This window comes from Cronobacter muytjensii ATCC 51329 (assembly GCF_001277195.1).
Taxonomy (GTDB): domain Bacteria; phylum Pseudomonadota; class Gammaproteobacteria; order Enterobacterales; family Enterobacteriaceae; genus Cronobacter; species Cronobacter muytjensii.
The window spans coordinates 2,099,181-2,122,709 of the sequence record NZ_CP012268.1 but is presented as its reverse complement, the minus strand read 5'-3'; the positions used below and the strand labels follow the sequence as shown (position 1 = coordinate 2,122,709).

23 protein-coding genes are annotated in these 23,529 nt (G+C 61.8%); 13 read left to right on the top strand and 10 right to left on the bottom strand.

The features are described 5' to 3' along the window. Positions 1 to 185 precede the first annotated feature (185 nt). From AFK63_RS09860 to puuD, 4 genes are all read right to left on the bottom strand, one after another. Entirely contained in the window at positions 186 to 1,466 is a 1,281-nt protein-coding gene (locus AFK63_RS09860) for an NAD(P)/FAD-dependent oxidoreductase (protein WP_038861156.1), read from the bottom strand. Continuing rightward, complete coding sequence (puuC, locus tag AFK63_RS09855; RefSeq protein ID WP_053531571.1) at positions 1,459 to 2,958, bottom strand: aldehyde dehydrogenase PuuC; 1,500 nt, start codon at positions 2,956 to 2,958, stop codon at positions 1,459 to 1,461. The genes AFK63_RS09860 and puuC overlap by 8 nt, the downstream gene beginning before the upstream one ends. A 166-nt stretch (positions 2,959 to 3,124) precedes the next feature. After that, positions 3,125 to 3,682, bottom strand: a complete 558-nt coding sequence (puuR, locus tag AFK63_RS09850; RefSeq protein ID WP_053531570.1) for an HTH-type transcriptional regulator PuuR — start codon at positions 3,680 to 3,682, stop codon at positions 3,125 to 3,127. A 24-nt stretch (positions 3,683 to 3,706) separates the two neighbouring features. After that, positions 3,707 to 4,474: a gamma-glutamyl-gamma-aminobutyrate hydrolase gene (gene puuD / locus AFK63_RS09845; RefSeq protein WP_038863291.1), complete on the bottom strand. Its 768-nt coding sequence runs from the start codon at positions 4,472 to 4,474 to the stop codon at positions 3,707 to 3,709. A gap of 213 nt (positions 4,475 to 4,687) precedes the next feature. On the opposite strand from puuD, the gene AFK63_RS09840 reads away from it, so the two are divergent. Further along, the gene (locus tag AFK63_RS09840; RefSeq protein WP_038863290.1) at positions 4,688 to 6,106 is read left to right on the top strand and encodes a glutamine synthetase family protein; all 1,419 of its coding nucleotides are present in this window, start codon (positions 4,688 to 4,690) and stop codon (positions 6,104 to 6,106) included. Between the two features lie 389 nt (positions 6,107 to 6,495). Beyond that, positions 6,496 to 7,857: an APC family permease gene (locus AFK63_RS09835; RefSeq protein ID WP_038863288.1), complete on the top strand. Its 1,362-nt coding sequence runs from the start codon at positions 6,496 to 6,498 to the stop codon at positions 7,855 to 7,857. Positions 7,858 to 7,919: 62 nt separating this feature from the next. Here AFK63_RS09835 and flhA read toward each other — a convergent pair whose 3' ends face one another. The 6 genes from flhA to hypA all read right to left on the bottom strand — a co-directional run bounded on the left by flhA (position 7,920) and on the right by hypA (position 13,712). Further along, a complete protein-coding gene (flhA, locus tag AFK63_RS09830; protein WP_038863287.1) occupies positions 7,920 to 9,995 on the bottom strand; it encodes a formate hydrogenlyase transcriptional activator FlhA in 2,076 nt (691 codons plus the stop codon). Positions 9,996 to 10,088: 93 nt separating this feature from the next. Next, on the bottom strand, positions 10,089 to 11,099 hold the full coding sequence (gene hypE, locus AFK63_RS09825; protein WP_038863285.1) for a hydrogenase expression/formation protein HypE: 1,011 nt from the start codon (positions 11,097 to 11,099) through the stop codon (positions 10,089 to 10,091). Further along, positions 11,096 to 12,217: a hydrogenase formation protein HypD gene (gene hypD, locus AFK63_RS09820; protein ID WP_038863284.1), complete on the bottom strand. Its 1,122-nt coding sequence runs from the start codon at positions 12,215 to 12,217 to the stop codon at positions 11,096 to 11,098. The genes hypE and hypD overlap by 4 nt, the downstream gene beginning before the upstream one ends. Further along, positions 12,217 to 12,495 carry a HypC/HybG/HupF family hydrogenase formation chaperone gene (locus AFK63_RS09815; RefSeq protein WP_038863283.1) on the bottom strand — a complete coding sequence of 93 codons (279 nt, stop codon included), beginning with the start codon at positions 12,493 to 12,495 and terminating at the stop codon, positions 12,217 to 12,219. The genes hypD and AFK63_RS09815 overlap by 1 nt, the downstream gene beginning before the upstream one ends. Beyond that, positions 12,486 to 13,358, bottom strand: a complete 873-nt coding sequence (hypB, locus tag AFK63_RS09810; protein ID WP_038863282.1) for a hydrogenase nickel incorporation protein HypB — start codon at positions 13,356 to 13,358, stop codon at positions 12,486 to 12,488. Before hypB ends, AFK63_RS09815 begins: the two co-directional genes overlap by 10 nt. 3 nt (positions 13,359 to 13,361) lie before the next feature. Next, complete coding sequence (hypA, locus tag AFK63_RS09805) at positions 13,362 to 13,712, bottom strand: hydrogenase maturation nickel metallochaperone HypA (protein ID WP_038863281.1); 351 nt, start codon at positions 13,710 to 13,712, stop codon at positions 13,362 to 13,364. Between the two features lie 219 nt (positions 13,713 to 13,931). On the opposite strand from hypA, the gene hycA reads away from it, so the two are divergent. From hycA to hydN, 11 genes are all read left to right on the top strand, one after another. Next, the gene (gene hycA, locus AFK63_RS09800) at positions 13,932 to 14,396 is read left to right on the top strand and encodes a formate hydrogenlyase regulator HycA (RefSeq protein ID WP_038863279.1); all 465 of its coding nucleotides are present in this window, start codon (positions 13,932 to 13,934) and stop codon (positions 14,394 to 14,396) included. Positions 14,397 to 14,477: 81 nt separating this feature from the next. Continuing rightward, positions 14,478 to 15,086, top strand: a complete 609-nt coding sequence (locus AFK63_RS09795) for a 4Fe-4S dicluster domain-containing protein (RefSeq protein WP_038863274.1) — start codon at positions 14,478 to 14,480, stop codon at positions 15,084 to 15,086. After that, positions 15,083 to 16,909 carry a formate hydrogenlyase subunit 3 gene (gene hycC, locus AFK63_RS09790; RefSeq protein WP_038863273.1) on the top strand — a complete coding sequence of 609 codons (1,827 nt, stop codon included), beginning with the start codon at positions 15,083 to 15,085 and terminating at the stop codon, positions 16,907 to 16,909. The genes AFK63_RS09795 and hycC overlap by 4 nt, the downstream gene beginning before the upstream one ends. A gap of 1 nt (position 16,910) precedes the next feature. Next, positions 16,911 to 17,837, top strand: coding sequence for a respiratory chain complex I subunit 1 family protein (locus tag AFK63_RS09785; protein ID WP_038863272.1), 927 nt, complete (start codon positions 16,911 to 16,913; stop codon positions 17,835 to 17,837). Between the two features lie 15 nt (positions 17,838 to 17,852). Continuing rightward, entirely contained in the window at positions 17,853 to 19,562 is a 1,710-nt protein-coding gene (gene hycE / locus AFK63_RS09780; protein ID WP_038863271.1) for a formate hydrogenlyase subunit HycE, read from the top strand. A 125-nt stretch (positions 19,563 to 19,687) separates the two neighbouring features. After that, the gene (locus AFK63_RS09775; RefSeq protein ID WP_038863270.1) at positions 19,688 to 20,230 is read left to right on the top strand and encodes a formate hydrogenlyase complex iron-sulfur subunit; all 543 of its coding nucleotides are present in this window, start codon (positions 19,688 to 19,690) and stop codon (positions 20,228 to 20,230) included. After that, the gene (locus AFK63_RS09770; protein WP_053531569.1) at positions 20,227 to 20,994 is read left to right on the top strand and encodes an NADH-quinone oxidoreductase subunit B family protein; all 768 of its coding nucleotides are present in this window, start codon (positions 20,227 to 20,229) and stop codon (positions 20,992 to 20,994) included. The genes AFK63_RS09775 and AFK63_RS09770 overlap by 4 nt, the downstream gene beginning before the upstream one ends. After that, complete coding sequence (locus AFK63_RS09765; RefSeq protein ID WP_038863262.1) at positions 20,991 to 21,398, top strand: formate hydrogenlyase maturation HycH family protein; 408 nt, start codon at positions 20,991 to 20,993, stop codon at positions 21,396 to 21,398. Before AFK63_RS09770 ends, AFK63_RS09765 begins: the two co-directional genes overlap by 4 nt. Continuing rightward, on the top strand, positions 21,391 to 21,864 hold the full coding sequence (hycI, locus tag AFK63_RS09760) for a hydrogenase maturation peptidase HycI (RefSeq protein WP_038863261.1): 474 nt from the start codon (positions 21,391 to 21,393) through the stop codon (positions 21,862 to 21,864). The genes AFK63_RS09765 and hycI overlap by 8 nt, the downstream gene beginning before the upstream one ends. A 676-nt stretch (positions 21,865 to 22,540) precedes the next feature. Then, positions 22,541 to 22,762 carry a cell surface composition regulator GlgS gene (glgS, locus tag AFK63_RS09755; RefSeq protein ID WP_038863237.1) on the top strand — a complete coding sequence of 74 codons (222 nt, stop codon included), beginning with the start codon at positions 22,541 to 22,543 and terminating at the stop codon, positions 22,760 to 22,762. A 203-nt stretch (positions 22,763 to 22,965) separates the two neighbouring features. Further along, the gene (hydN, locus tag AFK63_RS09750) at positions 22,966 to 23,511 is read left to right on the top strand and encodes an electron transport protein HydN (protein WP_038863236.1); all 546 of its coding nucleotides are present in this window, start codon (positions 22,966 to 22,968) and stop codon (positions 23,509 to 23,511) included. Positions 23,512 to 23,529 lie beyond the last annotated feature (18 nt).

Below are 23,529 nucleotides of genomic sequence, written 5' to 3'. Positions count from 1 at the left end.
CCGGGTCCTTCCGGTGCGTCCCGGCCTGCGGCGAAACGGCGCGGCCGATTTTTTTAAGCCGGAGCAAAACCATCGCCTTAGCGTCCCATATCTCAAACGGCGGGTGCGCTGCGCTTACCCGCCCTACGATATTGGGCCTCACGTTTGATGTAGGGTGGGTAAGCGAAGCGCACCCACCATGACACTCACACGCCCAGCCGATCCCGCAGGCTGTAATACGCGGCACCCATCGCGGTAAACGGGATCTGGAACGAGCGCCCGCCGGGGAACGGGTAATGGGGGAGGGTGGCGAACGCGTCGAACCGCTCGGCGTCGCCGCGCAGCGCCTCGGAGATGAGCTTCCCGGCAAGATGGGTACAGGTCACCCCGTGGCCGCTGTCGCCCTGCATATAATAAATGTTGTTCTCAAGCCGTCCGAACTGCGGCATGCGTGACAGCGTCAGCAGGAAATTCCCGGTCCAGCGGTAATCGATTTTCACGCCTTTCAACTGTGGGAAGGTCTTCAGCAGCTTCGGCATAATCAGCCGGTCGATATCATCCGGGTCGCGCGCGCCGTAGACCACGCCGCCGCCGTAAAGCAGCCGGTTGTCGGCGGTGAGGCGGTAATAGTCGAGCAGATAATTGCAGTCCTCGACGCAATAATTATTCGGCAGCAGCGACGCGGCCACCTCGGGGGCCAGCGGCTCGGTCGTCACCACCTGGGTGCCGCACGGCATACTGCGCCGCGCGAGCGCGGGCTCCAGCCGGGTGCCGAGATAGGCGTTGCCCGCCACAATCACATAGCGCGCCGTTACCTGGCCTTTGTCGGTTTTCACCACGGCAGGCTGACCGTGGGTGATACTTACCGCCGCCGACTGCTCAAAAATTTTCCCGCCCTGCTGGCGAATCGCCTCGGCTTCGCCTAGCGCCAGATTCAGCGGATGAATATGGCCGCCGTTGCGGTCGAGCAGCGCGCCGGTGTAACGCTGGCTTGCGATCTCGCCACGTACCGCATCGGCGTCCAGCAGCTCCAGGCCGTTATTGCCGTAGCGCTCCCAGTTCGCCTTCTGCTCCATCAGGCCCAGATACTGCTTGCGGTTAAGCGCCACAAACAGCCCGCCGGGGCGATAGTCACACTGGATATCGTAACGCGCAATGCGCTCGCGGATGATCTCGCCGCCTTCAAACATCATGCTGCCGAGCATCCGCGCGGTGTCGGTGCCGTAGCGCGCTTCGATAACGTCGATATCGCGGCTGTAGGAGTTCACCACCTGGCCGCCGTTGCGCCCGCTCGCGCCGTAGCCGATGCGCGCCGATTCCAGCAGTACCACGTCATAGCCTTGCTCCACCAGATGCAGCGCTGAAGAAAGCCCGGTATAGCCGCCGCCGATAATACAGACATCGCACTGCACCGACTCCGTCAGCGTCGGGAAGGGCGCGTGTGGGTTAGCGCTTGCGGCATAGTAACTGTTTACATGTTCAGTCATGGTTCTGCTCCAGGCTCATCCAGATGGTTTTCAGTTCAGTAAATTTTTCCAGCGCGTGCAGCGATTTGTCGCGCCCGTTGCCGCTCTGCTTATAGCCGCCGAACGGTACGGTCATATCGCCGTCGTTGTAGTTGTTGATAAACACCGAGCCGGCTTTCAGGCGGCGCGCCATGCGGTGCGCGCGGGAGAGCGACCGCGTCCAGACCGCCGCGCCCAGCCCGTAGTCGCTGTCGTTGGCGAGCCGCAGCGCCTCCTGCTCGCGGGTGAATGTCGTTACCGCCAGTACCGGGCCGAAGATCTCTTCACGGGCGATGCGCATCTGGCCATCGACGTCGGTAAAAATCGTCGGGCCGACGCTCGCGCTATGCGGCTGGGTGCGGCCATCCAGCCACAGCGTCGCGCCCTGTTCCTGCCCAAGCTCGATATAACGGCGCACGCAGGCGGCGTGTTCGTCGTCAATCAGCGTGCCCATGACGGTGTCAGGGTCGAGCGGATCGCCGGGCGTATAGCTTTGGGCATGGGCTTTAAGCCGCGCCAGAAACGCGTCTTTAACCGACGCCTCCACCAGCAGACGGGTGCCCGCGATACAGACCTGGCCCTGGTTATAGAAGATCCCGGCAGCGGTTGCGGCGGCGGCCTGGTCGAGGTCCGGACAGTCGGCGAAAACGATATTGGCGCTCTTGCCGCCCGCTTCGAGCCAGACGCGTTTCATGTTGGAATCCCCCGCGTCTTTCAGCAGCTGTTTTCCGGTGCGGGTTGATCCGGTAAAGGTCATCACGTCCACATCCGGGTGGAGGGAGAGCGCCTGGCCTGCCTCATGGCCGAAGCCGGGGATCACATTCAGCACGCCGTCCGGCAGCCCCGCCTCCTGAGCGAGCCCGGCGAGACGCAGCGCGGTCAGCGGCGATTTCTCCGAGGGCTTTAGCACCACGCTGTTCCCGGCGGCGAGTGCCGGGCCGAGCTTCCAGCAGGCGAGCAGCAGCGGGAAATTCCACGGCACCACCGCCGCCACAACTCCGACAGGCTCACGCACGATCATCGCCAGCGCCTCCGGGCCGGTTGGGGCTACCTCGCCATAGCATTTATCGACCGCTTCGGCGTACCAGCGCAGGGCGCGGGCGGCACCCGGAATATCATCACGCAGGGTATGGCGAATCGGTTTGCCGGTGTCGAGCGACTCCAGCAGCGCCAGCTCCTCGTGATGCTGCTCCATCAGGCTCGCCAGGCGCAGCAGCACCGCTTTACGGGTGCCGGGCGACGCCTGCGACCAGTCGCCGCGCTCAAACACTGCGCGAGCGCTGGCGACCGCGTTATCGACATCGGTTTGCGCGCCGCGCGCCACGTTCGCCAGCGCCTGACCGGTCGCCGGGTTAAAGACCGTGAATGTGTCGCCGCTGGCCGCCCGGCGATACGCGCCCTGATAAAACAACCGGCCTTCGATGGACAGACGCTCTGCGTTCTCCTGCCAGTAACGTAAATGATGAAATTCCATAGCCTCTCCTGTGATAACAAAGGGTTAGCGCGTAATGAACGGGGCGTTTCGCCCAAATTTGCGACGCACAAGCCCGCAGGCGAAATCGCCCGTGAAGCTCAGGTCAGATGCGGCCCGTGTCAGGCGCGCCCGGCGTCTTCTGCTAACCGAACGCGCTGAACGGTTGTCAGAAGGTGGTGGGCGTATGCGCGCTGATAATGCGGCAGATCCCGGCCGAGGTATTGCTGAAGCTGTGAGGTATGCCGGTGTTGATGGCATAGCTCTGGCCTGCGGTCAGGTGGAACGTCTGGCCATTGACGGTCAGCACGATTTCCCCTTCCAGCAGGGTGCCAATCTCTTCACCCTGATGTTTGATCCTCTCCCCGGTCGTGGTGCCGGGCTGGTAGGTTTCAAAAAGCATCGCCAGCGTGCGATGGGGGTTCCCGTTATGAATCAGCTTCATCGAAACGCCCTGACTGCCAATCTCAATCAAATCGTCCTGATTGATGACGACCTGGGGTTCGTCCGGTTTTTCTGGTTCGGCGAAAAATTCCGACAGCGAAAGCCCGTAAACCTTCAGCAGCTTTTGCTGGGTGCTGATGGCCGGACTGACTTTGTCCTGTTCAATGGTGCTGATAGCGCTATGCGTTAGCCCGGAAAGCTCAGCGACGCGGCGCTGCGACAAACCCAGTTGCTGGCGGATCTGCGCTAAACGCTTCCCCGGCGCCAGGGTGACATCGCTCATAGATTTTCTTCCTTTATAGTAACGTCAGGCGGGTCGGGGCTTTTCTTCCCGATACCCCCGACAGGCGGTAATAAAACCCTCAAACAACAGCCGCGAGAGTGCGTATTCGCTGCTGTTCCATTCCGGGTGCCACTGCACCCCCAGTGCAAACGGATGTTCGACGACGCTTGCGGCTTCCACCAGGCCATCCGGCGAGCGCGCCTCGACGCGCAGCTGCGCGCCCAGCGTGCGGGCGCCCTGACCATGCAGTGAATTTACCCAAAACGTATTGCAGCCCGGTATCAGTTTGCTGATAAGTCCGCCCGGCACGACCTGCACTTCGTGGGATGGGGCGTATTGCTGCTCCAGCGGAAGCTCGGGATCTTCCCGGTGCTCCAGCAGCTCCGGTTGATCGAACAGCCGACGATACAGCGTCCCTCCTGTCGCGACAACCAGTTCCTGAAGCCCGCGACAGATGGCGAAAAGGGGGATGCGCCTTTCCAGCGCGCGCTCTATCAGCGCGATGCTCAGAGTGTCCCGCCCGGGGTCGGCGGCAGGCTCATCGCCGTTTTCACCATACAGGTGCGGCTGGACATTGCTGGGGCTGCCGGGGAGCACTATCCCGTCGAGTTCGGCCAGCAGCTGATCGAGAAGAACAGGCTCAGCGACGATATGAGGCAGGGGCACCGGCAAGCCGCCGGCGTTAAGCACGGCGTTAATGTACTTCTCTTGCAACGTCTGGCTCGGGTGCCCCTTAATACTGTTTCTGCACATCACTACGCCAATCAACGGCCTGTTAAATATAATGCCCATACTTTCCTCTCGCGCTGGACTAAATTATGTACAAATTACGCCTTTGTACCGCCTTGCTGTTCAATATTTTCTCAATCTAGCAGCGCTGTAACCAAAATTCAAACCACATTTAACATTTGAAAAACATTTCTGTTGCATCTAGATTCTAAAAGTGGAAATTATATCGAACGGTCTGACTGCGCAGACCGGCATCTGCAACAACGGCGGTAAATCATGGAAACCAATATCGTGGAAGTAGAGAATTTTGTGCATCACAGTGAAGAGAGGCGAACCAGTGCGTTTGCCCGCGAAGTTAATGCCTACCTGGAGCGTTACCCGTTGACGGAGTATGTCGACGTGATGCTCACCGATCTTAACGGCGCTTTTCGCGGCAAACGCATCCCGGTGGCAGGTCTGCTGAAAGTCGAGAAGGGCTGTTACTTCCCGGCCTCGGTTTTTGCGATGGATATCCTGGGTAATGTGGTGGAAGAGGCGGGGCTGGGACAGGATCTCGGCGAGCCGGACCGCCGTTGCGTACCCGTGGCGGGCAGCCTTGTGCCGTCGGCGACTGACCCGGAATATCTCGGGCAGCTCCTGCTGACCATGCAGGATGAAGATGGTACTCCCTTTGACGTTGAGCCGCGCAATGTGCTTAACCGGCTCTGGCAGCAGCTGCGCCAGCGCGGTCTGCACCCGGTGGTAGCGGTAGAGCTGGAGTTCTATCTCATTGACCGCCAGCGCGACGCGGAAGGCTATCTCCAGCCGCCGTGCGCGCCCGGCACGCAGGATCGCAACACCCAAAGCCAGGTCTACTCGGTGGACAATCTCGACCGCTTCGCCGACGTATTAAGCGATATCGACGAGCTGGCGCGGATGCAGAGAATCCCGGCCGACGGTGCCGTGGCGGAAGCCTCGCCGGGCCAGTTTGAAATCAACCTCCACCATACCGACAATGTGTTACAGGCCTGCGATCACGCGCTGGCGCTCAAGCGTCTGGTGCGGCTGGTGGCTGAAAAGCATGGCATGCAGGCCACCTTTATGGCCAAACCCTATGAAGAACACGCCGGCAGCGGCATGCATATTCATATCAGCATCGTCGATGACAACGGCCAGAACGTGCTGGCGCTGCCCGACGGCGACGACTCCGCGCTGCTGAAGCAGGCGCTCGCCGGGATGATCGATATGCTGCCCGCCTCCATGGCGTTACTGGCGCCGAACGTCAACTCCTACCGCCGTTTCCAGCCGGGCATGTATGTGCCGACCCAGGCCTCATGGGGCCACAACAACCGCACCGTGGCGCTGCGCATTCCCTGCGGCGATCGCGACAGCCACCGCGTGGAATATCGCGTGGCGGGTGCCGATGCGAACCCTTATCTCGTGATGTCTGCGGTGCTTGCAGGTATAGTGCACGGCCTGGAAAACGACTTGCCGCTGCCCGAGGCTGTGGAAGGCAACGGTCTGGAGCAGGAAGGAACGCCGTTTCCTATCCGTCAGAGCGATGCCCTGTACGAATTCCAGGTTCATCCGGCGATGCGCGAGCGGCTGGGCACGCGTTTTTGCGAGGTGTTTCACGCCTGTAAAAACGACGAGCTTATCCAGTTCGAACGGCTCATCACCGAAACGGAAATTGAGTGGATGCTGAAAAACGCCTGACGGCCAGACGGAAACCTTCCCCGCTTTTATGGCAGGCGGGCGTTATCCAGGCTACAGGTAGTTGATACCCGCAGCGGTTCAGCACGCACCGCGCCGCGCCACAGAAGGCTGCGGCGAAAGCTCGCCGGGCCTGTCGCGCCGGCTTTCCGGTGTCGCGCGAAGGAAAGGGCGCGACAGCGGTTTACAGACGACGTTCAGGATACGTTACGAGGATAATGAGATGGTGCCACTTTATGTCTGTCCGCTGCGCGCGGGCGTCCGCCTGAGCCGCAGCCATTACGGGCCAGCGCCAACTGTGTGTGTTAACCCGCTGACTCAGCGCGCGCTACGACGACCCCCTCCGGCCTCTGTTTCGCCATGCCTCACAGAGACGAAAGGGGGAACGCGCGATGGCGATTAACGTCGATCTCAATGTGGCCGCGGCGCGTCCGCAGCTGCGCAAATCGCTTAAACTCTGGCAGGTGGTGATGATGGGCCTCGCCTATCTGACCCCGATGACCGTGTTCGACACCTTCGGCATTGTCTCCGGCATCAGCAACGGCCACGTCCCGGCCTCCTATTTGCTGGCGCTCGCAGGCGTACTCTTTACCGCCATCAGCTACGGCAAGCTGGTGAAGCGCTTCCCGACGGCGGGCTCCGCCTACACTTACGCCCAGCAGGCGATTAACCCCCACGTCGGTTTTCTGGTGGGCTGGTCGTCGCTTCTCGATTATCTGTTCCTGCCGATGATCAATGTTCTGCTGGCGAAGCTCTATCTCTCCGCGATGTTCCCGGATGTGCCCCAGTGGATCTGGGTAGTGCTCTATGTCGGGATCATGACCATCGCCAACCTTAAAAGCGTCAACCTGGTGGCGAACTTCAATACCCTGTTTGTGACGGTACAGGTGGCTATCATCGCGGTGTTTATCTTTCTGGTGATCCACGGGCTGCATAACGGCGAAGGGGCGGGCACCGTCTGGTCGGTACAGCCCTTTATCAGCGAAAATGCGCAGCTACTGCCGATTATTACCGGCGCGACCATCGTCTGTTTCTCGTTCCTTGGCTTTGACGCGGTGACGACGCTCTCTGAAGAGACGCCGGACGCCGGGAAAACCATTCCGCGCGCGATTTTTCTCACCGCGTTATATGGCGGCGTGATTTTCATCGCCGCCTCATTCTTTATTCAGCTCTTTTTCCCGACGATGGGACGCTTTAAAGAGCCGGACGCGGCGCTGCCGGAAATAGCGCTGTACGTGGGCGGCAAGCTGTTCCAGTCGGTGTTCCTGTGCTGTACGTTTGTGAACACGCTGGCGTCGGGGCTGGCGTCGCACGCGAGCGTGTCGCGCCTGCTGTATGTGATGGGGCGCGACAATGTCTTTCCGGAAAAAGTGTTCGGCTATGTGCACCCGAAATGGCGCACGCCGGCGCTGAACGTGATTCTGGTGGGCGTGGTGGCGCTAAGCGCGCTGTCGTTCGACCTCGTGACGGCGACGGCGTTGATTAACTTCGGCGCGCTGGTGGCCTTTACGTTTGTGAACCTGTCGGTGGTGAACCATTTCTTCCTGCGCGAAGGGCGTAACAAAGGGTGGAAGGACCGGGTGAACTATCTGATCCTGCCGCTGGTCGGCGCGCTGACGGTGGCGGTACTCTGGCTGAATCTGGAGAAAAGCTCGCTGACGATGGGGCTCATCTGGGCGGCGCTCGGGCTCGCGTACCTGACGTGGCTTACGCGCCGCTTCCGCCAGCCGCCGCCGATGTTTAAAGGCGAGTGAGCCAGGCGGGTAGCATAAGGCGGGCATGGCGGGTAAGCGCAACGCACCCGCCACCCCCACGCTTACAACGCGTCCTTATCGATCCCCAGCCGTTTCATGCGGGAAAGCAGCGTGGTGCGCTTCACGCCAAGACGCGCGGCGGCGCCTTTTGGCCCGGCGATAACGCCGTTGGTTTCTTTTAATACCCGGATAATCCGCGCCACCTCGTCTTCGCCGTCGCGCACATCAACGGGCGGTGCGGCCGGTTTTTTCGCCGGGCGCAGCGTCAGCTCCGGCAACGAGAGCTGCAACACATTGCCGCGCGTCAGCAGCACGGCGCGCTCAATCACGTTCTCCAGCTCGCGCACGTTACCCTGCCACTCCATCTGGCTTAACGTGTGCAGCGTTTCGGCGGGAATACTGTCGATGCTGCGCCCCAGGCGACGGGCGATTTTAAAGGTGAACGCCTTCACCAGCAGCGGGATATCCTCCGGGCGTTCGCGCAGCGGCGGCAGTTGAATGGGGAATACGTTCAGGCGGTAGTAGAGATCGCTGCGAAACTCGCGGTCGGCCACCATCTGGCGCAAGTCACGGTTAGTGGCGGCGATAAGCCGCACGTCGGTCTGGATAACTTTATTGCTGCCGAGCCGCTCGAACTCCTGCTCCTGCAAGACGCGCAGCAGCTTCGGCTGTAGCTCCAGCGGCATATCGCCCACTTCATCGAGAAACAGACTGCTCTTGTCGGCAAGCTCAAAACGACCAATGCGCTGGGCGCTCGCGCCGGTAAAGGCGCCGCGCTCGTGGCCGAACAGATCGCTCTCCAGCAGGCCTGCGGGCATCGCCGCGCAGTTGAGTTTCACCATCCGCCGTCCGTTACGGTCGCTCAGGTTATGGATAGCGCGCGCGATAAGCTCTTTCCCGGTGCCGGTTTCACCAAGGATCAGCACCGTACTGTCGCTTTTCGCCACCATCTCTACCTGTTTCATCACGGCCATCATGGCGTCCGAACGGCCGATGATTTCACCGAAATCCGCCGGTACGTTGTTGATTTGCTCGGTCAGCGCCAGGTTTTCATCCACCAGACGCTCTTTCAGGCGATGGATCTCCTGATACGCCAGCGCGTTATCCACGGCGATGGCGATACGCTCGGCGATCTGGCGCAGCAGTTTTAAATTGGCGGCGGTGAAAATGTGCTCCTCGCACTGCGCGAGCTTCAGCACGCCGAGCATTTTCTCGCCAAACATCAGGGGCAGCAGGCAGATGGTCTGGATCTGGTCGTTCCACATCTCAAACAGCATCTGCTCGTAAGGCGCGAGCTCATCGCGCTGGTGCAGTTTCACCAGCAGCATTTCGCGCGTGCTGAATACTCTGGCGGAGAGCGTGCCTTTCTCCTGTACCTCACTGTGATCGTGCAGCGGCGCGGCTTCGTCAACGTAGTGCGTGGAATAGACCGTCAGTTTGCCCTTGCGCGCAGACGGCAGCACGATGCTTATCGAGTCGATATTGAAATAGCGGTGGATCTCGTGCGAGATCTCGGTCACCAGTTCGTCGAGATGCAGCTTGGAGAGCACCGCATTGGTAATGGCGACAAGGATGCGAAAGTCGTCGCGCTCGCGACACAGCAGCGCGTAATCCTGGCTGTTGCCAAGGCGCGTCTGGATCTGCTCCGCCGCCACGCTCACTATCTGCGTCAGCGTCTGTAGCCGGGAGAACTCCTTTTCGCTGAAGCTTTCGCGCGCGTCGCGGATAAACTCGCAGCCGCCGAAAATATGCCCTTCGGCGGCGAGCGGCGCCAGGCAGTAGTGGCCAAACGGCGGGTAGAGCGGCAGGGCGGCGAGCTGCGGCCAGGTCTCAGCGAACTCCTCATACCGGCAGTGCAGTACCTCCGGGCGCGACAGCAGCCGCCGCACCGGGCCGTGGGAAAGCACCGTTTCGTCTTCATATGTCACTGCATTGCCGACGCCGTCGACGCTGTAAAAGCAGGTGCGCTGATGCCTGGGGTGATAAAGCAGAATGTTGACCCGATCCGCCATGCCTGAGGCGGTAAGCAGCGATTGCAACGCCTCCGCCAGCGCGCACAGATCGGGCTGGCGCATCAGAGTACGAGTGATATCGAACAACCCTTGCTGGCCGAGATCGCTCATGGGTGTGTATGACATTAGGCTCATCCAGAATGATTTCGCAACGGGCGAAAACGTAAATCAATATTGTATCCGCAGCCTGTTTATCAGGTTCTTGCGCAGGAACAGGGTTTAGCAAATCCGGGGTAAAGGTTCGCTGTGCGGCAGATCAAGCGTGCGCTTCACGCCATACAGCCCGGCGACGCGCACCCCTTTCTGCGCCACCACCTCGCCAATAACCGCCGCCTCGCGCCCCAGCGGGTGCGCGTGCAGCGCCGAAAGCGCCGTCGCCACGGACTCTCGCGCCACGCCGATGACCAGTTTGCCCTCATTGGCGAAGTTCAGCGCATCAAGGCCGAGCAGTTCGCAGACGCCGCGCACTGCGGGCTTCAGCGGCAGCGCGCGCTCCTGGAGTTCTATTCCGCAGCCCGCGCTTGCCGCAAACTCATGCGCTACGGCATTGACGCCGCCGCGGGTGGCGTCGCGCAGCGCCTTCACGCCCGGCACGTCGCGCAGGCGCTGAATGAGCGGCGAAAGCAGGGCGCAGTCGCTCGCGAGCTCGCCCTCAAGTCCCAGGTTTTCACGCAGGTTGAGGATAGTCGCGCCGTGGTCGCCAAGCGTGCCGGAGACCAGCAGCACATCGCCGGGCGCAAGCTGCCGCGCGCCCCAGTGCAGGCCGGCAGGGATAGCGCCCAGCCCGGCGGTGTTAATGAAAATTTTATCTGCCGCGCCGCGCGGCACCACTTTGGTGTCGCCGGTGACAATCTGGATGCCCGCCGCGCGCGCGGTGGCCGCCATGCTCTGCGCCACCTGCTCAAGCGTCGCCATCGGCAGACCTTCTTCTATGATAAACCCGCAGGAGAGCCAGCGCGGCAGCGCGCCGCTGACCGCCACGTCATTGGCGGTGCCGCAGATGGCGAGCTTGCCGATATCGCCACCGGGGAAAAACAGCGGGTCAATCACGTAACTGTCCGTGGAGAAGGCGATCCGATCGCCGCTCGCGGCCAGCTCGGTGACCGGCAGACGCGCCTGATCTTCCTGCTCGGCGAGCCACGGGTTGTCGAACGCCTGCATAAACAAGCGGTTGATCAGCAGCTGCATCGCCTGCCCGCCGCTGCCGTGGGCGAGGGTAATCGTGTTCATGCTTCGCATTCCTCTGAACGATATTGATACCACGCCGCGCAGGCGCCCTCCGAAGAGACCATCAGCGCGCCGAAGGCGTTTTGCGGGTTGCAGCGCGTGCCGAACAGCGGGCACCCGGCAGGTTTGCAGCGCCCGGTTAACACATCGCCGCAGCGGGCGAGCGGCGAATCATTGACCTGCTGCGGCGCAGGCGTGAAATGCGCCTCGGCGTCAAAAGCGCGGTATGGCGCGCGTAGCCGCACACCGGAGTGGGGGATAACACCGAGGCCGCGCCATTCGCTGTCGCCTTCGACGCAAAACACCGCGTCGATCGCCTGTTGCGCCGCCGGGTTGCCCGCATCCGGCACCACGCGGCGGTACTGGTTCTCCACAAGGCTTTTCCCGGCGATGCGCTGCTCCACCAGCATCAGTACGCCCTGCAGCAGATCCAGCGGCTCGAAACCGGCGACCACCAGCGGGCGGGCGAAACGTCCGGCGATAAAATCGTACGGCCCGGTGCCGATCACCATGCTGACATGCCCCGGCGCCAGAAAGGCGTCGGTCTGGTTATCGGGCTGCTCCAGCAGGCTTTGCAGGGTCGGGATCAGCGTGATGTGCTGGCAGAAAAAGTAAAAGTTCCCGACGCCGCGCGCTTTCGCCTGCATCAACGTCAGCGCGGTGGCGGGCATGGTGGTTTCAAAGCCTAAACCAAAGAACACGACCTCACGCTGCGGATGCTGTTCGGCGATGCGTAGCGCATCCATCGGCGAGTAGACGATACGCACATCCGCGCCCTGCGCGTTAGCCTGTAACAGCGAGCCGTTTTTACCGGGTACGCGCATCGCGTCGCCGAAGGTGCAGAAGATAACGCCGGGGCGGCGGGCAATTTCGGTGGCGTTATCGATGCGTCCCATCGGCAGCACGCAGACCGGACAGCCCGGCCCGTGTATGAATTCGATGTTCTCCGGCAGCAGGCGGTCGAGGCCGAATTTAAAAATGGCGTGCGTATGGCCGCCGCACACCTCCATGATGTGCAGCGGATGCTGCGCGGTAGTGGAGAGCAGGGCCGCGCGCTCGCGCAGCCGGTCAACTAAGCGCAGCACCTGGTCGGGGTTGCGGTATTCATCAACAAAGCGCATCAGCGGTTCTCCTCGCCATACAGCAGCGCGCCGACATCCGGCTCCACCTCAAACATGTTTTGCAGCGCCTCTAACGTCTCGCGCGCGTCGCGCTCGTTAATCAGGCTCATGGCGAAGCCGACATGCACCAGCACCCACTGACCAAGACGCGGCGCGCCCGCGTCGTCATGCGTGCCCACCAGCGTCAGATCCACTTCGCGCGTGACGCCGCACACCTCGACGCGGGCGAGATTGCCCGTAAGCAGTTCGCAGACCTGCCCCGGAATGCCTATGCACATCGCTGTTCCTCCAGCCAGGAAAGCCAGGCGCTCATGCCGTCGCCGCGAGTGGCGGAGACCAGCAAGATAGTGATATCCGGATTGACCTCGCGCGCGTACGCCATGCATTTTTCGACGTCGAAATTCAGGTACGGCAGGAGATCCACTTTATTGAGCAGCATCAGCGAGGCGGCGGCGAACATATGCGGGTATTTAAGCGGCTTGTCTTCGCCCTCCGTCACTGAGAGCACCGCCACTTTGTGGCGCTCGCCGAGATCGAATCCGGCCGGGCAGACAAGGTTGCCGACATTTTCGATAAACAGCACGCCGCCCTGCTCAAGCGGCAGGCGCGCCATCGCGTCCTGCACCATCTGCGCGTCGAGATGACACCCTTTGCCAGTATTGACCTGGATAGCTGGCGTGCCGGTGGCGCGAATGCGCTCGGCGTCGTTCACCGTCTGCTGGTCGCCTTCAATCACCGCGCAGGCGGTGGCGCCCCGCAGGCGTCTGAGCGTTTCGGTCAGCAGCGTGGTCTTGCCCGAGCCGGGGCTTGAGACGAGATTCAGCGCCAGCTGCCCGCGCGCGGCGAGGCGCTGGCGATTGCGCTGCGCTATCTGGTTGTTCTTATCCAGCACATTGATTTCTATCTCGACCATTTTGCGCTGGCTCAAGCCGGGCGCGTGGGTGCCCGCTTCGCCGTGACCATAATCCAGGCAGCCCTGCGGCGCGACGGCGGGCGTAAACGCGGTAAGGTCAACCGTGGTGATGGGGGCCGCAATGCGTCGGGCGGCGGCGAAGGGGGCTTTGCGAAATGGCGAGTGCGGGTCGCGCTCGTCGCCTTCTATATAAAGGTTGCCGTGCTGGCAACCGCAGGTCGTACACATTTTCTACTCCTGTTCTATTTCCAGACGCTTGATTTGCACGCTGTCATCGGCGTCGATACGCAGATCCGCGCGGTGACAATGCGGGCAGCGGCGAACCAGCGAGGTCAGTAGCCGAACGTCGCGCTGGCAGTGGGGGCACCAGCAGTGCGCCTCCTGCTGGCTGAGATGAAGCTGGCAGCCTTCGGCGCGCGTGTCGCGACACGCCAGTTCAAAACAAAATTCCAGCGCGCCGCGCTCGACGCAGGAGAACGCGCCGATTTCCAGCCACACGCCGGTCACCTTGCGCGCGTTAAGCTGCTGCGCCTGCTGTTCGATAATTTCAACTGCCCGCTGGCAGAGTGTGAGTTCATGCATAACGCCTCCGATAAGATGCGCTCAACAATGCAATAACGGTGCCAGTACAGATAAAGGCGGGCGGCGGGCTGTCGCGGCGGGTGTCGAGCCTGTCGAAATGACATGTCGTGACAGAACAGGCGGCATGACGATTTTTAATAAAACCTTAAAATACAATCAGATAAAAAGTGGCATGGTTCCTGCTAAACAGCGCTATCTCTGTTAAATGAGCGAGTAACCATGATCCTCTCCGAATTAAGCCAGAAGGCGGAAGTTATCGCCGACCGTCACCGCTGTTTACAGGCGCACTGGCATACCTACTGCAACACGCTGGTCCAGGCGATCACGCTGTCACGCCAGAAACTGCACCATTCTCTCGGCTGCGAACCGCAGAACGGGCTGTGCTTTTTTTTGTTCGAACATTTCGCTGTCCGCGTGGAGCAGGCCGAAGGCTTTCACTCTCGCACTATTCATTATGTGATAGCCCGCCGCGACGGGCGCGAAGAGACGCTGCTCGCCACGGCGCAACTTGACGCGCAGGGCCTGCTGGACGGCACGGTCGATATCCGCGACCGCGAGCAGGTGCTGGCGCACTACCTCGATAACATCGGGGCGCTCTATGACGCGCTTTACGACGCGGTACAGCATGACGCGCCGCTGCGCATCAGCGAGATCCTGACGGCCCGCGATGCGCCGTCACATTAACAGGACGACATGTCGGGACTGTCGAAATTGCCCGCCATCGTCACTTTTCGTCAAAAATGACTATCACCGGAGGAACCGCTGGTGAACCGTTTTATCATTGCCGACTCCACGCTCTGTATCGGCTGCCACACCTGCGAGGCCGCCTGTTCCGAGACGCACCGCCTGCATGGTCTGCAATCCAGGCCGCGTTTGACGGTTATGCGTAATCAGCAAGACTCCGCGCCGCAGCTCTGCCATCACTGTGAAGACGCGCCCTGCTCGCAGGTCTGCCCGGTGAGCGCCATCACCCGCGAGGCGGGGGCTATCCAGCTTAACGAGAGCCTGTGCGTCAGTTGCAAACTCTGCGGCATCGCCTGTCCGTTTGGCGCCATTGAATTTTCCGGCAGCCGACCGCTGCATATTCCGGCCAACGTCAACAGCCCGAAGGCGCCGCCTGCGCCACCGGCCCCTGCGCGCGTCGGCGCGTTTCTTGACTGGACGCCCGGCGTGCGCGCCGTGGCGGTGAAATGCGATCTCTGCCAGTTTGACGACGAAGGCCCGGCCTGCGTGCGCACCTGTCCAACCCGCGCGCTGAAGCTTGTCGATAACCATGACATCGCCCGCGCCAGCCGCCGCAAACGCGAACTGACCATTAACGCCGAACCCGGCGACCTCTCGCTGCTGATGTCGCCGCGCGGAGGAGAACAATGAACGCGATTTCCTTTTATCAGGGGGCGCTGGCGGCTTTTGGCGCCGGGCTGCTCCTCGCGCTGCTGACGGCCTGGCACAAGCCGCTCAGCGCACGGCTTGCCGGGCTTGGCGGCGCGCTGGGGTGCCTGTGTGCGGCTGCGGCGGGCGGCCTGCTGCTCGTTCACAGCAGCCTCGGGCCGCTTGCCACGCAGGTCGGCAATCTTGATGTGCGCCTGACTGCGTTCAACGCTATCTGGCTTGCCACCCTCGGCCTGCCCGGGTTCTTTATCTGCCTCTTCACGCTGGTGACGCCACGCGACGGCGAGACGCGCGCCAGCGGCGCGCTGATGAATTTGCTGCTGGGCGCGGCGATGCTGGCCGTTACCGTACAGAGCCTCGGCGCGCTGGTGGTTATCGTGGAGATCATGGCGCTCGCCGCCGTATTCCTGACCCCCGACAGCGCGAGCGGCAAGCTCTGGTTCGCCCTCGGACGGCTCGGCACGCTGCTGCTCACATTGGCGTGCTGGCTGCTGTGGCGGCAATACGGCACCCTCGATATCCTGGCGTTAAGCTCGCTTACGGCCGGACAGCCGTTCGGCGCGGGCGTCTGGCTGCTGGGTCTTGTCGGGTTCGGTCTGCTCGCGGGCATCGTGCCGCTGCATGGCGGCGTGGTACAGGCGCATGCGCAGGCCACCGCGCCCGCCGCCGCGCTCTTTTCCGCCGTGGTGCTGAAAGTGGGGCTTTACGGCATTGTGATTTTCTCGCTGATGAACGCCGCGCTGCCGCTCTGGTGCGCCGTGCTGGTACTGCTGCTTGGCATGCTCACCGCCTTTATCGGCGGGCTCTACGCGCTGATGGAGCACAACATCAACCGCCTGCTGGCGTACCACACGCTTGAGAATATCGGGATTATCCTGCTGGGGCTCGGCGCGGGGCTTGCGGGGATTTCGCTTGGCGAGCCTGCGCTCGTGGCGCTGGGGCTGGTCGGCGGGCTTTATCATCTTTTCAACCACAGCCTTTTCAAAACCACGCTGTTTCTCGGCGCGGGCGCGGTGTTTCATCGCACAGGGCTTCGCGATATCGAAAAGCTTGGCGGTATCGGTAAAACCATGCCGCTGGTGTCGCTCTCGATGCTGGTGGGCCTGATGGCGATGGCCGCGCTGCCGCCGCTGAACGGCTTTGCCGGCGAGTGGGTGATTTACCAGGCTTTCTTTCACCTCGGCGCGCAGCCGCTGTTTGTCGCGCGTCTGCTCGGCCCGCTGCTGGCGGTAGGGCTTGCCATTACCGGCGCGCTGGCGGTGATGTGTATGGCGAAAGTCTATGGCGTGACGTTCCTCGGCGCGGCGCGTACGCCTGCCGCGGAAAACGCCGTCGACGCGCCCTGGCTGATGCGCGGGTGCGTGGCGGGGCTTGCGCTCTGCTGCCTTGCAGGCGGCATCGCCGCGCCGTGGCTGCTGCCGCTGGTGGGCCGCGCCGTTCCGCTGGCGCTCGTGACTCCGGGCACGACCGTCTCGCAACCGGTGATGACGCTACTGCTGGTAGGCTCGCTGCTGCTGCCGTTCCTGCTGATGACGCTCTTTAAAGGTGAACGGCTGGCGTCGCGCGCGCGCGGTGCCGCGTGGGTCTGCGGCTATGACCATGAACAGGCGATGGTCATCACCGCCCACGGTTTCGCCCGGCCCGTCAAGGCCGCGTTCGCGCCGCTGATAGCGCTTCGCAACACCCTTAACCCGGCGCGCTGGGTGCCCGGCTGGCAGAGCGCCTGCCTGCCCGCGCTCTGTCGCCGTCTGGCGCTGGTCGAGCTGGCCGTGCTGCTGGTGGTCGTGATTTCACGGGGAGTCTGACATGCAAAATATTCTTTTCGCTCTCATTCAGGCGCTGGCGCTGTTCGCCTGCGCGCCGCTGCTGTCGGGCGTCACCCGCGTGGCGCGCGCGCGGATGCATAACCGGCGCGGGCCGGGCGTGCTTCAGGAGTATCGCGACCTGTTCAAGCTGCTGGGCCGCCAGAGCGTGGCCCCTGCGGCCGCCGGCTGGGTGTTTCGCTTCACGCCGTTCGCCATGCTGGCGGTCATGCTGACCATCGCCGCCGCGCTGCCTGTGGTGACGGTCAGCTCGCCGCTGCCGGAGGCTGGCGATTTGATAACGCTGGTCTATCTCTTCGCCATCGCGCGTTTCTTTTTCGCCATCGCCGGGCTCGATACCGGTAGCCCGTTTACGGCGATTGGCGCGAGCCGCGAGGCGATGCTTGGCGTGCTGGTGGAGCCGATTCTGCTGCTCGGCCTGTGGGTCGCCGCGACGGTGGCGGGCTCGACGCATATCAGCCATATCGCCGCGACGGTTTACCACTGGCCTGTCGCGCACAGCCTGCCGCTGCTGCTGGCGCTCGCCGCCTGCGCCTTCGCCACGTTTATCGAGATGGGCAAGCTGCCGTTCGACCTCGCCGAAGCCGAGCAGGAGTTACAGGAAGGGCCGCTCTCCGAGTACAGCGGCGCGGGCTTTGCGCTCCTGAAATGGGGCATCAGCCTGAAGCAACTGGTGGTGTTGCAGATGTTTGTCGGCGTGTTCCTGCCCTGGGGGCAGATGACGAGCGTGACCGTGAGCGGCGGCCTGCTGGCGCTGGCGCTTGCGGTAATAAAACTGCTGGTGGGCGTGCTGGTAATGGCGCTGTTTGAAAACAGCATGGCGCGCCTGCGTTTTAACGCCGTCTCGCGCGTCACCTGGACCGGTTTTGGTCTGGCCTTTTTAGCTTTCGTCTCCTTGCTGGCGGCGTGATAAGAGAACTGAACGATGTCTGAAGAAAAAACAGGGCAACACTATCTGCGCGCGCTGCACGAGGCGTTTCCCGGCGTGGTGCTTGATGAAGCCTGGCAAACCCGCGACCAGCTGACGGTCACGGTGAAAATCAATTATCTGCCGGAGGTGGTGGCGTTTCTTTACTACCAGCAGGGCGGCTGGCTGTCGGTGCTGTTCGGCAATGACGAACGTAAGCTCTGCGGCAGTTACGCAGTCTACTACGTGCTCTCGATGGAGCAGGGCGTGAAGTGCTGGATAACCGTGCGGGTGGAGGTGGATGCCAGTAAACCGGAGTTTCCGTCCGTGACGCCGCGCGTGCCTGCCGCCGTCTGGGGCGAGCGCGAAGTGCGTGATATGTACGGGCTTATCCCGGTCGGCCTGCCGGACGAGCGCCGCCTGGTGCTGCCGGACGACTGGCCGGACTCGCTCTATCCCCTGCGTAAAGACAGCATGGATTACCGTCAGCGCCCGGCGCCGACCAGTGATAAAGAGACCTACGAGTTTATCAATGAGCTGGGCGACGCCAAAAACAATGTGGTGCCGATAGGCCCGCTCCATGTCACCTCCGACGAGCCGGGCCACTTCCGGCTCTTTGTCGATGGCGAAAATATTATCGATGCCGACTACCGGCTCTTTTACGTGCATCGCGGCATGGAGAAACTCGCCGAAACCCGTATGGGCTACAACGAAGTGACGTTTCTCTCCGACCGCGTCTGCGGCATCTGCGGCTTTGCCCACAGCACGGCGTACACCACGTCGGTGGAGAACGCGATGGGCATTCAGGTGCCGGAACGCGCGCAGATGATCCGCGCCATTCTGCTGGAGGTGGAGCGCCTGCACAGCCATCTGCTCAACCTCGGCCTGGCGTGCCACTTCGTTGGGTTCGACTCCGGGTTTATGCAGTTTTTCCGGGTGCGTGAAACCTCCATGAAGATGGCGGAGATCCTCACCGGCGCGCGTAAAACCTACGGGATGAACCTGATTGGCGGCATACGCCGCGACCTGCTGAAAGACGACATGATCCAGACCCGTCAGCTGGCCCAGCAGATGCGCCGCGAGGTGCAGGATCTGGTGAGCATTTTACTCAGCACGCCGAATATTGAGCAGCGCACTGCGGGCGTCGGCCGTCTCGACCCGCAGATCGCCCGCGATTTCAGCAACGTCGGGCCGATGGTGCGCGCCAGCGGACATGCCCGCGATACCCGCGCCGATCACCCGTTTGTCGGCTACGGCCTGTTGCCGATGGAGGTGCACATCGAGCAGGGCTGTGACGTGATTTCGCGCCTTAAAGTGCGGATCAACGAGGTGTTCACCGCGCTCAATATGATCGATTTCGGGCTCGATAACCTGCCCGGCGGCCCGCTGCTGGTAGAAGGGTTTACCTATATCCCGAACCGTTTTGCGCTCGGATTTTCCGAGGCGCCGCGCGGCGATGATATTCACTGGAGCATGACCGGCGACAACCAGAAGCTTTACCGCTGGCGCTGCCGCGCCGCGACCTACGCCAACTGGCCGACGCTGCGTTATATGCTGCGCGGCAACACGGTCTCCGACGCGCCGCTGATTATCGGCAGCCTCGACCCGTGCTACTCCTGCACTGACCGCATGACGGTGGTGGATGTGCGCAAGAAGAAGAGCCAGGTGGTGCCGTACAAAGAGCTTGAGCGTTACAGCATTGAACGTAAAAACTCGCCGCTGAAATAGTGCCGTTCGCCACTGGGTGCGCTGCGCTGACCGCCCTGCGAGGGATGTCTCGCATATTGATGCAGGGCGGGTAAGCGCCAGCGCGCCCGCCGCGTAAAAGCGTCGCGCACGCGACAGGAGTCAACATGTTTACCTTTATCAAAAAAGCCTTAAAAACCGGCGTCGCAACCCATCGCTATCCGCTGGAGCCGATGCCGGTCGACAAAAATTTCCGCGGTAAGCCGCAGCATGATCCGCAGCAGTGCATCGGCTGTGCGGCATGCATTAACGCCTGTCCGTCAAACGCCTTGACGGTCGCGACCGACCTCGAACACGACCGTCTCGACTGGCAATTCAACCTCGGGCGCTGCATTTTTTGCGGCCGCTGCGAAGAGGTCTGCCCGACGGCAGCGATCCGCCTTACGCCGGAATATGAACTTGCCGTCTGGCGCAAAGAGGATTTTCTCCAGCAGGCGAGCTTCGCGCTATGCCGCTGTCGCGCCTGTCAGCAGCCGTTCGCGGTGCAAAAAGAGGTGGACTATGCGATAGCGTTGCTCGCGCACAACGGCGATGCGCGCGCCGAGCGCCACCGCGCCAGTTTTGAAACCTGCCCGGACTGCAAACGCCAGCAGGGACTGGCGCCCTCTGCGCTTATCGATCTGACCCGCGAAATGAAGGAGGCGGTGTGATGAACCTGCTCGGCCCACGCGACAGCGACAATATTCCCGTTCCGGTGACGGTAGACGAATCCATCGCGCGCATGAAAACGTCGCTTTTGAAAAATATCAAACGGTCGGCGTACGTCTATCGCGTTGACTGCGGCGGGTGCAACGGCTGCGAAATAGAAATTTTCGCCACGCTCTCGCCGCTGTTCGATGCGGAACGCTTCGGCATTAAAGTCGTGCCGTCGCCGCGCCATGCCGACATTCTGCTGTTTACCGGCGCAGTGACGCGCGCCATGCGCTCGCCCGCGCTGCGTGCCTGGGAATCGGCCCCTGACCCGAAGATCTGTATCTCTTACGGCGCCTGCGGCAACAGCGGCGGCATCTTTCACGATCTCTACTGCGTCTGGGGCGGCACCGATAAAATCGTGCCGGTGGATGTTTACATTCCCGGCTGCCCGCCGACGCCAGCCGCGACGCTCTACGGCTTTGCGATGGCGCTCGGGCTGCTGGAGCAGAAAATCCATGCCCGCCTGCCGGATGAGAAAGACAACCAGGCGGCGGAGATCCTCCACCCGGAGATGGTCCAGCCGCTACGCGTGCGCGTTGACCGCGCGGCTCGCCGTCTGGCGGGGTATCGCTATGGCCGCCAGATAGCCGACGACTATTTGCGTCACCTGACGGCGGGCGAGCAGAGCGTCGCCGGATGGCTGTCACAGGAGAACGATCCACGCCTGAGCGAAATCGTCGCGCAGCTTGAGGCCATCGTGGCGCAGGAGCGTGTCGGATGAGCGAAACCGTGGTGTTCAGCCGGCTCTCGCGCAAGTTCGTCGATGAAAACGATGCGACGCCGCCGCAGGCGCAGCAGGTTATCTACTACAGCCTGGCGATTGGCCACCATCTGGGCGTGATTGACTGCCTGAAGGCGTCGCTGGTCTGCCCGTTTGAGGCTTACCAGGCATGGATAGCGACACTCGCGCCCGGCGAGGCGCAGCGAAAAATGCAGGGCGTGCCGCGTTATGGCGAAATCGTTATCGACCAGAATCACGTCACGCTGCTGGCGCGCGCCTTTGACGAGGCGATGGCGCGCCAGAATGAACAGCAGCAGGGCTGGAGCCGCGAGCTGCTCGGGCTGTTGCAGGCTATTCAGCAGGAACCGGCAGTGTATGTAATGGTGAGGAGGGATCGTGACTGATGTTTTATTGTGTGTCGGCAACAGCATGATGGGCGATGACGGCGCGGGGCCGCTGCTCGCCGAGAAATTTCGCGCCGCGCCGCAGGGTGGGTGGGTGCTGGTGGATGGCGGCAGCGCGCCGGAGAACGACATCGGCGCTATCCGCGAACGGCGCCCGCAGCGGCTGTTGCTGGTGGATGCGACCGAGATGGGGCTCAGCCCTGGCGAAATTCGCATTATCGACCCGGACGATATTTCTGAGATGTTTATGATGACGACCCACAATATGCCGCTCAGTTATCTGGTGGATCAGCTGCGCGACGACGTGGGCGAGGTGATTTTCCTCGGCATCCAGCCTGATATCGTGGGGTTTTATTACCCGATGACCGACGCGGTGAAAAGTGCGGTCGATACCGTTTATGGCCGTCTGGCCGACTGGGAAGGCAACGGCGGGTTCGCGGCGCTGGCGGTGGAAGAGGGCGTCTAGTGTAGATGGCGGGTGCGCGTTCTAAAGATGTGCGGACGGTAAGTCAGATGGTTTTGCTCCGGCTTAAAAAAATCGGCCGGGCTGTTTCGCCGCAGGCCGGGGCGCACCGGAGGGACAAAAATGCCGGGAGCATTTTTGAACAACGCGAAGCGTTGGCCCCGAAGGGGCGAGGCTCAGGGATGGGCCGAGTAAGCGGTGCGAGGGCATGACAATACAGGGACGTATTGTCTTGCCCGACCCGTGGCCGGAGGGAATAAGGCGCGGCTTCCCCGCAGGGGCGATTTTCCGCCGGGAGCCGGGATTGCAAAGGGGGCGGCGGTGAGCCCCCTTTGCACGTTCGCGTGAGAAAGGCGCACATATAAACGCGACGTGATGGCGAACGGAACGATGTCACCGCCGTTGCATAGTCCCCGTTAATCCGGTGGTGGGTGCGCTGCGCTTACCCACCCTACAACCCGGCCCGCAACCCGGTGGTGGGTGCGCTGCGCTTACCCACCCTACAACGGCATCGAGCCTTCGATGATCCAGGGCGGGTAAACAACATGCACCCGCCGCCCCGCCCGTATTTCCCCCCGCCAGATATCTCCGAAACCGGCCTCTGGCTGCCAGGAATCCTCTGAATAAAAAAAGCGCTGTCCAGCATCGTATACAGTTGATGGAGTGGAGGGAGAAACTGATGAACAGACAAGACATTTATTCGTTCAAAAACTTCGATTTTCTGGCGAGCAGTTTTGCCCGTATGAACGGAGAAGGACGCCGTATCGATATCGACGCCATCACCGGCAATATGAGCGAGGCGCAATCCGCCTGGTTTCGTGAGCGCTATCATTACTACCGTAAGCAAGGGCTGCAACAGATTATCAGCACAGCCAGCAGTGAAACGGAGCTGTGCGCGTAAGAGCGTTAAAACGTACGACCGACGAAGCGGGTTATCAGACCCGCTTTTTTGTTGCCTTAATTCCGTCATTTTTCATCGTCATAAGTGTCGATGACACCGCAATAAAACACGCCCCTTAAATAATCTCTATTAAAATCAATGTAATAAAACCTGGCACGGATCGTGTATTGGCCTGTGGGTTCAACCTACAGCCGGAGACCATGATGAACCGCTTCATCATTGCTGATTCAAGTAAATGTATTGGATGCCGCACCTGCGAGGTGGCGTGCGTGGTGTCGCATCAGGAAAACCAGGACTGCGCCGCGCTCACGCCGCAAACCTTTCTGCCCCGCATTCATGTTGTGAAAGGCGTGAATGTCTCCACCGCGACCATGTGCCGCCAGTGTGAAGACGCGCCGTGCGCGAGCGTCTGCCCAAACGGCGCTATCAGCCGCGACGACGATTTCGTCCATGTCCATCAGGAGCGCTGCATCGGCTGCAAAACCTGCGTGGTCGCGTGCCCTTACGGCGCGATGGAAGTCGTCGTGCGCCCCGTGGTGCGCAACAGCGGCGCCGGGCTTAACGTGCTGGCCGAAAAAGCCGAAGCCAATAAATGCGATCTCTGCCATCACCGCGCAGAAGGCCCGGCCTGCATCGACGCGTGTCCGACCAACGCCATTGTCTGCATCGATCGCAACCGTCTGGAAGCGCTCAGCGCCGAGCGTCGCCGCCGCGCCGCGCTCGATGGCCTCTCATCCCTGGCTTTTTAAGCCATCGATTTCACTTTT

Excerpts from the sequence above, each read along its gene's own strand:
- AFK63_RS09860 (WP_038861156.1), bottom strand. The coding sequence starts at position 1,466 with ATGACTGAACATGTAAACAGTTACTATGCCGCAAGCGCTAACCCACAC.
- puuC (WP_053531571.1), bottom strand. The coding sequence starts at position 2,958 with ATGGAATTTCATCATTTACGTTACTGGCAGGAGAACGCAGAGCGTCTG.
- puuR (WP_053531570.1), bottom strand. The coding sequence starts at position 3,682 with ATGAGCGATGTCACCCTGGCGCCGGGGAAGCGTTTAGCGCAGATCCGC.
- puuD (WP_038863291.1), bottom strand. The coding sequence starts at position 4,474 with ATGGGCATTATATTTAACAGGCCGTTGATTGGCGTAGTGATGTGCAGA.
- AFK63_RS09840 (WP_038863290.1), top strand. The coding sequence starts at position 4,688 with ATGGAAACCAATATCGTGGAAGTAGAGAATTTTGTGCATCACAGTGAA.
- AFK63_RS09835 (WP_038863288.1), top strand. The coding sequence starts at position 6,496 with ATGGCGATTAACGTCGATCTCAATGTGGCCGCGGCGCGTCCGCAGCTG.
- flhA (WP_038863287.1), bottom strand. The coding sequence starts at position 9,995 with ATGTCATACACACCCATGAGCGATCTCGGCCAGCAAGGGTTGTTCGAT.
- hypE (WP_038863285.1), bottom strand. The coding sequence starts at position 11,099 with ATGAACACGATTACCCTCGCCCACGGCAGCGGCGGGCAGGCGATGCAG.
- hypD (WP_038863284.1), bottom strand. The coding sequence starts at position 12,217 with ATGCGCTTTGTTGATGAATACCGCAACCCCGACCAGGTGCTGCGCTTA.
- AFK63_RS09815 (WP_038863283.1), bottom strand. The coding sequence starts at position 12,495 with ATGTGCATAGGCATTCCGGGGCAGGTCTGCGAACTGCTTACGGGCAAT.
- hypB (WP_038863282.1), bottom strand. The coding sequence starts at position 13,358 with ATGTGTACGACCTGCGGTTGCCAGCACGGCAACCTTTATATAGAAGGC.
- hypA (WP_038863281.1), bottom strand. The coding sequence starts at position 13,712 with ATGCATGAACTCACACTCTGCCAGCGGGCAGTTGAAATTATCGAACAG.
- hycA (WP_038863279.1), top strand. The coding sequence starts at position 13,932 with ATGATCCTCTCCGAATTAAGCCAGAAGGCGGAAGTTATCGCCGACCGT.
- hycC (WP_038863273.1), top strand. The coding sequence starts at position 15,083 with ATGAACGCGATTTCCTTTTATCAGGGGGCGCTGGCGGCTTTTGGCGCC.
- AFK63_RS09785 (WP_038863272.1), top strand. The coding sequence starts at position 16,911 with ATGCAAAATATTCTTTTCGCTCTCATTCAGGCGCTGGCGCTGTTCGCC.
- hycE (WP_038863271.1), top strand. The coding sequence starts at position 17,853 with ATGTCTGAAGAAAAAACAGGGCAACACTATCTGCGCGCGCTGCACGAG.
- AFK63_RS09775 (WP_038863270.1), top strand. The coding sequence starts at position 19,688 with ATGTTTACCTTTATCAAAAAAGCCTTAAAAACCGGCGTCGCAACCCAT.
- AFK63_RS09765 (WP_038863262.1), top strand. The coding sequence starts at position 20,991 with ATGAGCGAAACCGTGGTGTTCAGCCGGCTCTCGCGCAAGTTCGTCGAT.
- glgS (WP_038863237.1), top strand. The coding sequence starts at position 22,541 with ATGAACAGACAAGACATTTATTCGTTCAAAAACTTCGATTTTCTGGCG.
- hydN (WP_038863236.1), top strand. The coding sequence starts at position 22,966 with ATGAACCGCTTCATCATTGCTGATTCAAGTAAATGTATTGGATGCCGC.